Below are 13749 nucleotides of genomic sequence, written 5' to 3'. Positions count from 1 at the left end.
CTTCAATGTGCCATGACGTTGCGGCTGTTCTTTACCAAAAGTTTAGGCCCACTAATGCCTGAATATTATAAAATAAGTTTCCTCTGCGTTCTCATGGAACAAGCCTGGATGCTATCTATATAGTTGGGCAACTTAGGTTACAGACTATTATTTCTAAAACCTTATCCGTCCTTTTAATATCAGATGAATCATCATTCAGTCGATGGCCATTGCTGCTTCATTCGGTGATACATTGCTGCTTTTGCCTGTAAGTCCATAAAATGGGCAATTCCTTTTTCTTGATAGTGCGTTAACGTATCCAGTGTTTTGTAAACGACTTTGAGCATTCTCCTTGCTATAGCTACAATGGCCTTCTGTACCCTCATCCGTTTGCGCAAGCGTTCAAACAATGCACGCCAATAAGAATCCTTTACTCGAACTGCTGCCCAGGCCGCAGTAATAATGGCGGTTTTCAAATAGGGATTACCTTTCTTTACAGACGTTTCGCGGCGTTTGCCTGCACTTTCGTGATTCCCCGGTGCCAACCCGCACCATGCCGTCAGGTGATCTGCGGTGTTGAACCGGCTCATGTCGCTGCCAGCTTCGCTTAAAATGATCTGTGCTGATTTGCCTGCGATACCAGTTATGCTGTCTAAGCATTCATATGCGACTGAGTAATGTGCCTGTGTCATTTCAACGATCATTGTTTCTAACGTTTCCAACTGTTTTGCCACATGATCCAAATCCTGCAAAAGCATTTGCAACTGTACAAGATGGTGCGGTGCCAGGGTTCCATCGAGCGCTTTGCTCAATCCTTCTTTTTTTAGTTTTACACGTCCGAGAGCGCAGGCAATTAACTGTTGTTTGTCAGTCACTCCGGTAGCTAACAATCGTATCATGCTCATGGCCGACTTTGTTTTGATACTACTGATGACAGAGCGCAACTTGATATTGTTGCTCTCTAATATCTTGAGTAAACGGTTCTGCGTTTTGTTCTGTTGCCGCATATAAAACAAACGGCTGCGACAATGATCACGCAATATCCTTTGCTCTGCTGTTGGCATAAAACTGGGCCGTACTAATCCATTTAACAACAATGTGCAAAGCCATTTGGCATCCTTGCGGTCAGTCTTACGCTTAGGCACCTGTTTAATATGTGTAGGATTAGCCACGGTAACGCTAATTCCTGCTTCGGTAAGTATGGCATACAAACTCATCCAATAAATACCAGTGCTTTCCATTAGGCAATGTTCGACATGATGGCCTTGCAACCATGCTTTAATCTCTTTCAGTTCACAGGTGAACGTGCCAAACTCTTTGAGTTCCTGCCCACTGCCGTCCTTGCAGGAAATAAAGCCAATGATCTTGTCTTTGTGCATATCCAAGCCACATGCTTTATCCAGTTGCGGAATGATGTTTACATCTGCGCCGTTCTGTTCTTTCATAAAATGTCCTCCTTCTTTTATAGAGAAGACATTTTTATAAGCCTGGGTGTTTCTTGAATCATATCACTTAGGTTGAAAGTCCCCGGCAGCGAGTGTTTGGGGACTTTTATTCTCGATACAATGCCCGTTCACAAGATATCTTTTAAACGACAAGGGTCTAAATTTATAACTTGCGGGAATGCCAAGGAAAAATTCTAACTTGCATCATGTTCCCAGGATAAACCGCTAATCTTACCGCTATGGAGATCGCTGTTATTGCGTTGGCTTTGATAATCATCGTTGGTCTGGTGCTTTATATCCGGTTAAGGAAACAGCGGCAAAACCAGGAAGACAGTGCAGATGACTACAAACGCCTGTTTGATGGGATCCCTACCCCGATGTATATCTACGACGCTGAAACTTTTCGTTTCCTGGCGGTAAACGATGCCGCTATTGAACAATACGGCTACACGCGGGAAGAGTTTCTTAACCTGAAGCTCACCGATATCCGTCCTCCGGAAGAAATCCCGGCTTTGCTCAAATTCCATGAAAGCCTGCCGGAAGGCCACGTGAACGCGGGTCGGATGCTGCATTGGAACAAGGCCAGGCAACGTTTCTATGTCAGCGTTTATACCCATGCCACCATTTTTGAAGGTAAAGGTGCACGTCAGGTGCTGATCGTTAATATTGACGAAAAGATGCGGGCCGAGCAGATCCTGCTAGAGAAATCCGCAGAAATAGAAAATATGCTCGACAGTATTACGGACGGCTTCTATGCGCTGAATAAGAACTGGGAAGTGACTTTTATGAATAAAGCCGCCGAACAGGCGCTAAGCTGTACCAGGGAGGAAGTAATGGGCAAAAACCTCTGGGACTTTTTCCCGCGGTCCCGGGAAGGGCGCTTCTATGAAGAATACGAGCGCGCCATGAACGAACGGGTCAGCGTACATTTTGAAGAACTTTACGCTCCGTTGGGCGTTTGGGGGGCTTTGAATGTTTACCCGACCAAAGACGGTATCGCCGTCTATTTTGTGGATATCACCGAACAAAAGAAAATCCAGGAAAAGATCTATATAGACGGGCAGAACCTCCGCGCAATCATTAACAATACCCGCGACCTGATCTGGTCGGTAGATCGTCAATCTAATATTATTACCGGCAACCAGGCGTTTTGGGACCGCGTAAAGCAGTTGACCGGGAAAAACGAAGGTGAAGTGACCAATGCCGACTTTGTTCAGGAAAGGGTGAAGGTTTTTTTCGATAGCTACGAACGGGCTTTCGCGGGCGAAGCCTTTAGTATCGTGCGGCAGCGGGAGTTCAACGGGCAGCAGGTTTATGAAGAACTGAGCTTTAATCCGATCCGTGACCTGCACGATCAGGTCATCGGTGTGAATTGCTTTTTGCGGGACATCACCGTAGCACAAGAACACCTGCATAAAATTGAAGACCAGAATAAACGCCTGCGGGAGATCGCCTGGATACAGTCGCACCGCGTCCGGGCGCCGCTAGCCAGCATCCTGGGACTTATCCAGCTTTGCGACCTGAATGATTCTCCCAATGCCGAGATTATCCCATTGTTGAAAAAATCAGCCCAGGACCTGGACCATGTAATTATGGACATCACCAAGTTAACGGATGACCTGATCTGACCGGTATTTTTCATAGCGGATCGTTTATTTTTAACTTTCAAATTCTTCACGATGGCTGCCGTAGACTTTATTAGCAGTTGTGAAAGAAAAAAAAGCTTTTACAAAAAGGGCGCCCAGGAAGAAGGTCGATTGCGGACTGGTTATTCCGCCAGTACGGCAATTAATGCCTTTTCCAGGTCATTCCGGTTAGCCAGGCTGTTGGTCAGGATCACCAAACCGGAGTTCAACTGCGGGAAACAATCCAATGAACTGCGGGAACCGCCTGTACCGCCGCCGTGTTCCAATATACGATATCCTTTAGGGCTGCTGTGAATGAACCAATTCAGGGCCATACCCTCCTGGTCAGTACCGAAAGTTCGCTGATGGGAAAGCTTAATGGCCGGGTCGGTCTCGGCATTGTTGGCCTTGATATAATTGACAAGATCAGCGGTTGTGGATCTTAAAGCGCCCATTGCCGGTACTTCTCCCAGATCCCATAGCGGCACCGGTTGTCTTTGCGCATTGTGCGGCCACGCGACCCGGCTTGGCTGAAGTGATGTGATGTCGATACGTGTATCCCTCATCTGGTAAGGCTTCAGGATATTTTTTGATACCAGCGAAAAGTAATTCTGCCCGTAAGCGTCTTCCAGTATGGTACCCAGTAAAGCAACCGCCATATTTGAGTAGGAGTAAATTTTGCCGGGAAGTGTATCCATCTTCATTTGATGAAGACCTTCGTACAGAAGCGCCCGGGTATAATCATGTAGCGGATTAAGCGAATCGTAGGTAGGCCTTTCCCACATATTCGGAAATATCCGTGTAATTCTTGAGGTGTGATTAGCCAAGTCTTTAATGCGTATAGGCGTACCCTTATAACTTAAGTTGGGAAAAGATCCCTTCAGATATTTCCGGATATCATCTTCCAGATTGATCTTCTTATCCAATACCGCCCGGGCCAGAATGATCCCGGTAAAGGATTTGGTCATCGACCCGATCTCATAAATGGTCCTGTTATCGGGACGCTGCCCGTTGCCGGCCTTGGTCTCCCCGTAATTGTAAAAATGCGGCTTGCCGTTCTGTACCAGGGCTATGGAAAGCCCGACCGCTCTTTTATCCTGAAAATATCGCTGAACCTGCTTGTCGACCAGCGAATCCAGGCGCGAACGAAGCGGGTTATCTGATGATACCGGCCGGTTCTGCCCGGAACAAATCAGACTGATCAGGCAAAAGGCCGGAACCAAGAATATAAAACTGAAATGTTTACTGATACGCAGTGTTGGTGTTCTCATCGTTACATGGCTTTTTTATTAATGAATATTCCCGCATCGATCTGCCTGCCCGCAGAGGTGCCCGAAAGATTTAAATAATCATGCGGAACGCCCTCTGCTGTGATCTCTCTTAAGACCACCTTTCCCGATTTATCGATATTTTTTTCAGTTGGTTTATTGACCTGGTCGTGCACAATGGTATCACCGTTGATGCCTAAATAGTTCGCGTTTCCGGAAATAACCGAATTCCTGAACAGGTAATTTTTATGAATTCCTTTGGCACCTACCCAGAAGTAATTGCAATTGGCGACAATGTTATCACGAAAGGTGAACGGCAGGTCTGCGTCTGGTCCGTAGCCTAGCCATATGGCTGCTTCGTAAGCGCCGTATATAATAGAATGCGTAATGGAAAAATCCTTTACATTGATGAATGACAACACTGCATTCTTGCAGTTATAAAATATACAGTGATCGATATGGATACCTTCGCCCTGGGCAAAGATTCCCCCTTGTATGGGCGCCGAATTTTTTTCACCGATAAAATAGCACTGTGAAATTACAAGATCTTTCAAAGCACTGTTCCTTCGCTCTATGGCGTAAAAATAAACCGATGAAGGGTTAGGGTTCCCTAAAAATTTCAATCCTTTTAAGGCCACATTGTTCCGTTCGGCCTGGAAGGCGATACTTGCATGGGAAAGCTTACCTACCCGGTTGGAATCTGTCGTTACCTGGATAACCGGCATTTTCGCTGGTGTCCAGTCAACATCATCAGGCATTACCATCGCCTCAATAGTGAATTTTCCTGAAACAGCCTGCGAATTGGATTCAATTTTTAACGATTGCCTGATCAGATATAAACCTGGGGCAAGCTTGATATTGATGTTATCATTTCCAGCGAAATCTTTTGCAAGGTTTACCGCTTTATCCAGGCTGGCCAGTGGCTCCGCTAATGTGCCTTTTGCCTGATCATTCCCTTTTACCGGGTCTACGTACAGGGATTGTGCCTTCGAGGAGCAGATCGAAAAAATGAATAGTACCGCAATGAAATAATTATGCACTATTTTCTTGTAATGTGTTTAAAGTAAGCTATATACATGGGATAACTTTGTTAGGGGAATATCGGGTTATTTTTTGCATGTTTTTCTCTTGAATGTATTTGAACGCATGATTGGCCCGAAATCCGTATGGAAATCTGTGTCATGTTTTTAGTTTTTTAGTGATGTTCTTAAAGGATACAGATAAAAAGCTGCTATTGCCAGCCCAACAACGATCAGGTAGCAAATCATAGTTAGTTGTTGGTTCTTTTCTTCAAACCCTTCAACGGGCAAAACGTGCCAGATCCCAGGCATATTTTTAAACCCGAAACTCCATTGTCCGAAATTCCAGGCGGCATGAAGTCCGACGGGCAGCGCTATGCCTTTGGTGCGCAGCGCTGCTATGCCAAAAAGTACGGCACCTACACCGGAACCCAAAAAGGCCTGCTGCCAGGTGAAACCTCCGGCCATGTGTTCCAGCGCGAAAATGAAAGCAATAATGAGCTGCGCTTTCCAGTGGCCGACCTTATAGGACAGGCTGCGAAGCGCATAACCGCGAAATGCGATTTCCTCCCTGGCTGCCAAAGTCAAATAGAGGAGGAAATAAAACATGACCAGGTGAAATGAAGGGTTTGCACTGGTCACACTGATATGCCCAAAAATCAGCACTAAAGAAAAATGGAGACCAGCGATAAGAAGCCCGATCAAAAAACCTGTGCCTACTTTGCTAAAGGTCGCCTTGCCCGGAACGATGCCAAGTTGCCCAAGTGATAACTTCTCCCATTTCGCAAACGGAATGGAGAGAAGAAATGATGCCACAGTAGCAAAGGCGCCGAGTGAAAGGTCTGCCAGGGGACTTTGCCAGCTTTTAAGTACGGCAGAACCCACAACCAATAGGAGTGCACATAACATGCAAAAAAGCATGACCCGCCATAAAGTATTTATTTTGCCGGCGGCGATCCTGTTATAGCCTGTTTGTTTCATGAAGTATATTCGACCGCCAGATAAAAAACAGCATAATTGCAGTAACGCCTATGTAGGGCAGCAGCACATGTAAAGGGTAATAATGTCCGCCATCCTGCACAAGGGTAAAAAGCATGGTCTTGCTTTCCTCAGGTGAGCGCGGAACAAGCGCCTGGGCCAGGTTCCAACCCATATGCAGGCCGATGGACAACACCAGTTTCCCGGTTTTCAGGTAACAAAGCCCATACAGCAAAGAACCCAGTCCCGTGGTGAGCCAGGTCATGAAGAATTGTTGCCAGGTTAAGCCGGCGTTTAGTTTCAAATGCATGACGGCAAATGGCAGGGTGACCGCCAGCTGAGCGATCCAGGGCCCATATGATTGCAACAGACGTTGAAAGGGATAGCCTCTGTAGGTAAATTCCTGAACAAAAGACGACCAGAGATGGATAAAAACGAGTATTAGTAAGAATACCGGATCAGCATGACCGGTAAATACCAGCCGGCCGCCGTTCAACCAGATCGTAAGCCCCGCACTTGTCAATAAGGCGATTATGCCCCAGGCCAACCCGCGGAAGAAGTTTTTCCAATCGACAGCGCTGGCAGGTACAAAGCCCAGGCTGGTTAGTGGTTTACCTTCTGCTTTAAGGAACAAAAAGCTTAATAGCAGCGCGATACCGAAATAAAAGAAGATGCTGTCGAGCACCGGGACGACTCCGGCGATATAAGCGGCTACGATAATAACTATAAAATAAATGCTTACCCTTAGCCAAACGGGCGGCAGGTTAATCAATTTTTTCTTTTCCATTTTTTATCCTGATTGCTCACAAAAGGACAATATTCAGTTGAAGCCGGAAAATAAAATCGACGAACCCATCGAAAATGGCAACCAAACTGCCCGGACTGCCGATACGTTGCTGCCGGGCGCTCCGGCAACGTTCGGTTGTTTGCTGATCGCTGCCTGTTGGAAATATAGCCAGGTTCGTCGAATAAAGTTGACCAGATGGTAGATTGTTCTTCCATTTGTAGCATGATTGTTATCAAAGATTTGACTTATAGCTATCATTCCCGGAACACCCTGTTCCAGGAATTGAACCTGACGCTGCTGCCGGGGAAGGTTTATGGTTTACTGGGTAAGAACGGCGCCGGGAAATCCAGCCTGATCAAAAACATGGCCGGGCTGATCTTCCCGCAAAAGGGAAGCTGCACGATCAATGGACTGGAGGCACGGCATCGCCGGCCGGAGTTTTTAGCGCAACTGTTCTTTATTCCCGAAGAGTGTGAGCTTCCGCCGGTCACGATCGCTGTTTTCCTGCAGATCTACAGTGTATTTTACCGGTCTTTTGACGAGGCTTGCTTTTATGAATACCTGAGAATTTTCAATGTGCCGGAAAAAGGCCAGCTGCATAAACTCTCCTTTGGTCAAAAGAAAAAGATTCATATCGCTTTCGCTTTGGCGGCCAATACCGATGTCCTGATCATGGACGAGCCGACCAACGGGCTGGATATCCCCTCCAAGATCGAATTCAGGGAAATCATTACCCGGACAAGACGGAATGATAAGATCACGATCATGTCTACCCACCAGGTCAAAGACCTGGATGGCCTGATCGACAGCGTGATCATCATTGACAAAGGGCAGGTAATACTTTCCGCCGATAAAGAAGAGATCGGGCAAAAGCTTTGTTTCGGCGCGAAGCGGGCCGGCGAGGATACCATCTATGGCATGGATACGCCGGGGGGCCATATCTCAGTCAGCAGGAACAACGGGGCTAAGGAATCCCCACTCGATCTGGAACTGCTTTTTAACGCAGCCATTTATAACCCGGCGGGCATCCGGGCTGTTTTTCAAACCCAATAAAATTGACATGAACGATATCGCAAAAATGATCGCCCTGAACCGGCGCCAGTACTTAGAGCACCGGCAGGTTTATGGCTTATTGGCAACGGCTATCGCCTGCTTATTATTTCTGCTCTTTTTTATTACCTGGCATTGGCGCGAAAGCTTTTCCGGCGGTGTGGGTAACGGTATCTTCCTGATCGGGCTGTTCGGCGGGGGCGCGGCATTTTCTGCGTTCTTATACCAGGAACTCCGCCATCCGGCGAAAACGATCTGGCTGCTGGGCATTATTGCATCCGCCGGACAGAAGATCATGTTGTGGATACTGTACGCGGTTTTCCTATACGGCGCGGCTTACACCGTGATCTTTTACCTGGTCGAAACATTATTTTTCAGCATTGCAACCGGCCCTCAGTCCGCCATGATGAAAGCAAATGTGTTCAGTAATGGCTTTTATAGCTTTTACCTGGTCTTTGTCAATTTCCAGTTATGGCTACTGGTCGGCAGCCTGGCTTTCCGGAAAGGCGCACTGATCAAAACGCTTTTACTAATGGTACTGTATTTTATTGTCGCTGCCACGGGGAACGTCGTACTCATGAAAGTGATGACCGGTGAAAACAGCATTACCAGCAGTTTGCCGTTTAATTATTTCCAGTTCATTCATGAGGGCGAAAATATTTATGTCTATCTGCCAGCGAACATCCAGGCACTGATCAATGTCAGCTATAATTTTCTGCTGCCGCTGTTCTTAAGCTACATCGCCTGCCTCAAGTTTACCGAAAAAGAAATTTAACCTCATGATGATCAAAAAAAGCAACCGGTTGTTAACGGCGTTCGCTGTTTTCTTTGTAGCAGCCCTTTTTGCTGCGGATCGCGAACTGGCCCTGCAATACCGCCGGATCGACCTGAAAGATCCTTTTAAGAATTTCGGAATGGTACCGGTCCGGCCTTACCAGGTTTTACATATCAGCGGGGGTAATTCTTATACGGTCAGGATCGTGCGGGGAACTGATTATACCATCCGGCTGATGAATTCCAGGAAGCAATTTTTCCGGATGGAACAGCGTCTGGATACTTTGGCGATCAATTTTACGGTTTCCAACCAGCAATACCAGTTACCGGACCAATGCAGCACCGGACTGATCCTGACCGTTCCCGCGCTGGCGACGATCAATACCTCCGGCATTAATTGTGAACTGAGCGGATTGGAACAGGATTCACTGTTGATCACGCAGGAACATCAGGCTATCCTCAGAATGAAAGACCTCCGGCTCGGCAATCTGGTCATCAACGGCAGACATTCATCGACCGCAACTTTCAGGGAAAGTAACCGGACGGACACCTTGCGCCTCACGCTGGACGAGGGCAGTTCCGTAGATCTGGGACCGCTTAAAGCCGGAAAAATCTTCACCAAACTGAATGGAAATGCCCGGTTGGTCATCACCGCTGCCAATTTAAATAACTTCGTTAAATGACAAGAGGTGCCATTCAGAGCTGCAATCTTTGAAACAGTTCTTCCCGGTTGCTTGTTCCAATGGGTACCTCGGCATTTTCGAGTTCGATCATGTTGCCCTTGATCGCGCGGATTGCTTTAAGGTTGACGATATAGGACCGGTGCACCCGGAGAAACTGCCCGGGCGGCAAAATATCTTCGAATAGCTTCAGGTGCATTCCTGCAAATAACCTGGTTTCCTTTAAATAAACCGAGCTGAAATCTCTTTCCGCCTGTAGATACAGAATTTGGTCATGCGCCACACGCACCAGCCTGTTATCCTGGCGGATGAACAGGTAGTCCGGCTGATGCGCTGCCTCTGGCAACGGGATCTGTTTGATCGCCATTCTTTCGCTTACTTTTTGCACGGCCTGGTAAAACCGTTCAAAAGTGATCGGCTTTAAGAGGTAATCAACGGAATTGAGCTCAAATCCTTCAACCGCATAGCTGGAATAAGCCGTGGTAAAAACCACCAGAGGCGACTTACGCAGCGAGCGAACGAATTCTGTACCGGTAATGACCGGCATCTGAATGTCGAGGAAAATAAGGTCCACCTGCTGGCTGTAAAGTCCCTCGTAAGCTTCTGTGGCATTGCGACAGCTTTTAACGAGTTCCAGCTCGGGAACACGCTGAATATAAGTTTGCAAGATATCCCGCGCGATCGGCTCATCATCAACGATCATGCAATTGATCTTTTTCATAGGTTCAGGGCTAAATTCACCAAATAATTAATTCCGTTGTTGCTGATCTCATAACGATAGCGGCCAGGATAATATAATTCGAGCCGCTTTCGCAGATTGCCCAGGCCGATGCCGCCGGACAGGCCATCCGGCCTGGTGGGGTCGACGCTATTCTCTATTTTAAAATTAATCGAATCAGGCGTTACAGTTAATACAATATCGATAAAAGCACCGGGTTCGTCCGGGGTGAATTTAAACGCGTTTTCGATCAGCGGAATCAGCAGTAATGGGGCGATTCCGATGTCGGCCAAAATGGTTGGCGGATTAAACGTCACCCTGGTAAAATTCAGCCTTACTTTTTCCAGTTCAATATAATCGGACATTAGCTTTATTTCTTTACTGAGTGGCATCGTTTCCGCTTCGGATTCATAAAGCATATAGCGCAACAATTCAGACAGGCGGGAGACCAGACCAGCTGACCGCTCCTTATCGCCCCCGATGATCAGTCCATAAATATTGTTCATGGAATTAAATAAAAAATGAGGGTTGAGCTGCGCTCTGAGAAAATTAAGTTCCAGTTCGAGTTTTTCTTTCGCCAGAGTTACACTCCTCATATTGCTGCGGTAGGCATTCAGGGCGGTTTTAATACTGATCGGAATAGTCAAAGTGAGCAGCAGGAAAAATGGCGTACCAAAAGTAGCCAGGCGAACGAGAACGATATTGCTCAAATCGGATTTCATAAGTTGGAAGTAGCCCTGTTCCGTCTTAGCTAACCTTGCCATACAAGGTGCGCAACTGCTAATCAGAAATTTCTCGGCAATAGCATCAGAGATCGTATAAATCACTAAAAGGAATAAGATCAGCAATACACCTTTAATGTATTGATGGCTGATGAAATACTTTGGCCAGAGGTAGTAAACCAGGGTATAATAAAATAAGACGATAACGCCGGTGCTGCAGGTGTTGAGTAACAGCATACTGCTTACAGGAAAACCGCCATAGACGTTAAAGGAGATATTGGTGAGATAAAAGCGTAATCCGAGCAGCAGCAGCCAGAACGAAACATGCTGCAACCAGCGCAAGCCCCTGCCAGGGTAAATGAAAAATTGGGATTGGAACAATGACATACCTAAAGTTGCCCTTTTTAGGCCGTGTTATCAATATAAAACGACCAACGCGAAAAAAAAGCTAACCAACAGGGTTCTTTTTCCAACGACAAATTCATTTCAAACACTGTTAATGTGGCTGGGAAGGTAAGAAAAAACAGATGACGGTTCTTAATTTAATCAATGTTTTTGCCACTATTGCCGTGCCGTTTCCCTGGCCTGAGTGTGTTTTTTTTACGGACCATAAAAATCAAACATAAATTGATCAAGATCTATTTCCGCAGGAGGTAGTCATAATAGGTAGCAGTTATTTTAGGGTTCCGCCATAGGCTGATATACGTTCAAAGACCTGCTTTATTTGTTAGACGGCAGCATTTCGGTAACTCTGTAGCGCATATCGGCTCGACATTTACGGTCAGGTTAAAGTGGTAACTACATTTTCGACCAGGCACCGGATATCTTCTTTGATCCGTTGATAAGTCATAATAATTTCCGACTGGCTGATGCTCCTTACTGCCGGAATTTCCAGGTAGGCCAATTCTTCCTGTTGAATGGTTTGGTGATCATTCTGAATTTGGCAATGGAAGGTTTTCAGATCGATCTTATTAGTCGGATCATCTGCGACCATACCGACAAACTCTCCGGAGGAAAGTCCGGCTATTTTTGAGGCCGGTATGGCATAATCCAGTTGGGTAGATCTGCTCACCGAGGTATCGGTAGCGTTGACGGAGACGCTTTCCTTGACCTGATTGATCTTGCCGAATCGTTCCGATAATTGTTTGGCGGTATCGCCGGTGACCTGGCCACAAATAATATTACCCACGATATTCATGATGACCTCCGCCTGCTCGCGGCCATAATCCTTTTTCAACTGGCTGTAATCCTGCACGGCCAGTGTTACGGCTACCTTGTTGGAACGGGCGGTCGCGATCAGGTTATCGATGCCATTAAAGTAGATGGTCGGGAATTCGTCAAAGATCAGGCTGCATTTCTGCTGGTGCTTGCGGTTGACCAGCTTATTGATACGATTAATATATAACGACAACACCGCTCCATAAACCTGCGACTTTTGCGGGTTGTTAGCCAGGCAAACGACCTTTGGTTCGTCAGGATTATTGATATCCAGCGAGAAGTCATTACCGCTTAATACATAATAAAGCTGCGGTGAACTTAACCGGGCCAAACTGATCTTGGCGCTGGCGATCTGGCCTTCCAGTTGTTCGAAGGCCTCATTCTTCCAGGCAGAAATAAAGGGATTGATCAGTACTTCGATCTCCGGCTCACTGCTTAACACGGCAAACAAATCTTTGTAATCAACCAATGAAAGTTCAATGACATGCGGCAAAGTGCAGTAGCGCCCGCCTTCATATTTCTTCAAAAACCAGATCAGTGCCGTGACAAAATTGATCGGCGATTCCACAAAAAAGTCACCCTGCTTTTTGATCCATTCCCGGTTCAAGCCCATCATGATGGTGCGTGCCGATTCCATCGCATCGGTGATATCCAGCATCGTATCGGGCTCCAAAGGATTGCAGCGGTGCATGATCTTTTCAAAGTTAATGACGTAGAATGAACGGCCACCGTGTTCCCTGAGCGCATTGTAAGCAATGCGGGAAAGGTCATCATATTTAAAATCATAGATCAGCATGCTGAACCCTTTGCGGATATGCTGGGTAATGATATGCCGGATCACGAAATAGGATTTACCGGCACCTGGGCTGCCGCCGACCAATATTCCCCTAAAAGGGTTAATGACATTTATCCAGCTATCTCTTTCTTTGCCCTTCAGTTGATATTTGGCAGGCAGGTTAATGGAGTATTCATTTTCCAACAGCCGCTCTTCCTGCGGAAAGGTTTCATTTTCCTTGTTAAAGATATCGCTGCCTAACTTGAGTTTTAACATGCGGAACAACAGCCCGCCACCCGTCATAAATAAGAGATAGCCAAAGGCCGTGATGGCTATATAAAGCGCCGCCACCGTTTTAACGGCCAGTGGCAAGGCTAAAAAGAAACCGCTGATGAAATAAAGTAAAAGGCCGGTCAGGCAGTAAGTAATGATCGTTTTCGGCCGGATCTTTTCATCCCGCTTGCCTTTGCTGCCGACCAACGATACGATCAACAACAGCAATGCACTTATTTTAGCGATCAGCACCGTTTTGAAAGCTGCCATTTTAGATAGCGGCAATAGGATATGGTCAACAATCTTGTGCGTTAATTTCAGCTCCCGGAACGCCGGGTAACAGCATAAATAGAAGTGAATAAGCAGTATCGCAATGCTCAATAGCCTGGTAAAATCAATGATCTTCCGCAGCGCTTGTTCGTTTTCTCCGGTTTGCAT

At 46.6% G+C, this 13749-nt stretch carries 13 protein-coding genes; 4 read left to right on the top strand and 9 right to left on the bottom strand.

Features of this window, described 5'->3' with window-relative positions:
• Positions 1–191: 191 nt before the first annotated feature.
• Positions 192–1424, bottom strand: a complete 1233-nt coding sequence (locus HDC91_RS06185; RefSeq protein WP_183549375.1) for an IS110 family transposase — start codon at positions 1422–1424, stop codon at positions 192–194.
• Between the two features lie 239 nt (positions 1425–1663).
• On the opposite strand from HDC91_RS06185, the gene HDC91_RS06180 reads away from it, so the two are divergent.
• Positions 1664–3052, top strand: a complete 1389-nt coding sequence (locus tag HDC91_RS06180; RefSeq protein ID WP_183549372.1) for a PAS domain S-box protein — start codon at positions 1664–1666, stop codon at positions 3050–3052.
• Positions 3053–3192: 140 nt separating this feature from the next.
• On the opposite strand, the gene HDC91_RS06175 is transcribed toward HDC91_RS06180, so the two are convergent.
• From HDC91_RS06175 to HDC91_RS06155, 5 genes are all read right to left on the bottom strand, one after another.
• Positions 3193–4320, bottom strand: a complete 1128-nt coding sequence (locus tag HDC91_RS06175; protein ID WP_183549371.1) for a serine hydrolase — start codon at positions 4318–4320, stop codon at positions 3193–3195.
• A gap of 2 nt (positions 4321–4322) precedes the next feature.
• Complete coding sequence (locus tag HDC91_RS06170) at positions 4323–5357, bottom strand: right-handed parallel beta-helix repeat-containing protein (RefSeq protein ID WP_183549369.1); 1035 nt, start codon at positions 5355–5357, stop codon at positions 4323–4325.
• A gap of 147 nt (positions 5358–5504) precedes the next feature.
• A complete protein-coding gene (locus HDC91_RS06165) occupies positions 5505–6317 on the bottom strand; it encodes a CPBP family intramembrane glutamic endopeptidase (protein ID WP_183549367.1) in 813 nt (270 codons plus the stop codon).
• Complete coding sequence (locus tag HDC91_RS06160; RefSeq protein WP_183549366.1) at positions 6298–7101, bottom strand: CPBP family intramembrane glutamic endopeptidase; 804 nt, start codon at positions 7099–7101, stop codon at positions 6298–6300. Before HDC91_RS06160 ends, HDC91_RS06165 begins: the two co-directional genes overlap by 20 nt.
• Positions 7083–7316, bottom strand: coding sequence for a hypothetical protein (locus tag HDC91_RS06155; protein ID WP_183549365.1), 234 nt, complete (start codon positions 7314–7316; stop codon positions 7083–7085). The genes HDC91_RS06160 and HDC91_RS06155 overlap by 19 nt, the downstream gene beginning before the upstream one ends.
• A gap of 7 nt (positions 7317–7323) precedes the next feature.
• Between HDC91_RS06155 and HDC91_RS06150 the strand changes: the two genes are divergently transcribed.
• The 3 genes from HDC91_RS06150 to HDC91_RS06140 are packed head-to-tail and all read left to right on the top strand — an operon-like array spanning position 7324 to position 9608.
• A complete protein-coding gene (locus HDC91_RS06150) occupies positions 7324–8154 on the top strand; it encodes an ATP-binding cassette domain-containing protein (RefSeq protein WP_183549362.1) in 831 nt (276 codons plus the stop codon).
• Between the two features lie 7 nt (positions 8155–8161).
• Positions 8162–8926, top strand: coding sequence for a hypothetical protein (locus HDC91_RS06145; protein ID WP_183549360.1), 765 nt, complete (start codon positions 8162–8164; stop codon positions 8924–8926).
• A gap of 4 nt (positions 8927–8930) precedes the next feature.
• A complete protein-coding gene (locus HDC91_RS06140; protein ID WP_183549358.1) occupies positions 8931–9608 on the top strand; it encodes a DUF2807 domain-containing protein in 678 nt (225 codons plus the stop codon).
• A 13-nt stretch (positions 9609–9621) separates the two neighbouring features.
• Here HDC91_RS06140 and HDC91_RS06135 read toward each other — a convergent pair whose 3' ends face one another.
• From HDC91_RS06135 to mobC, 3 genes are all read right to left on the bottom strand, one after another.
• Complete coding sequence (locus HDC91_RS06135) at positions 9622–10326, bottom strand: LytTR family DNA-binding domain-containing protein (RefSeq protein WP_183549356.1); 705 nt, start codon at positions 10324–10326, stop codon at positions 9622–9624.
• Positions 10323–11432 (bottom strand): sensor histidine kinase, encoded by a 1110-nt coding sequence (locus tag HDC91_RS06130; RefSeq protein WP_183549353.1) that lies wholly within the window; start codon positions 11430–11432, stop codon positions 10323–10325. Before HDC91_RS06130 ends, HDC91_RS06135 begins: the two co-directional genes overlap by 4 nt.
• Positions 11433–11826: 394 nt before the next feature.
• Positions 11827–13749, bottom strand: a complete 1923-nt coding sequence (gene mobC / locus HDC91_RS06125) for a conjugal transfer protein MobC (RefSeq protein WP_183549351.1) — start codon at positions 13747–13749, stop codon at positions 11827–11829.

It is taken from the genome of Mucilaginibacter sp. AK015, assembly GCF_014200785.1.
In the GTDB taxonomy this organism is placed as follows: domain Bacteria; phylum Bacteroidota; class Bacteroidia; order Sphingobacteriales; family Sphingobacteriaceae; genus Mucilaginibacter.
The sequence above is the reverse complement of the archived record's forward strand: the minus strand, read 5'-3'. Positions and strand labels throughout refer to the sequence as shown.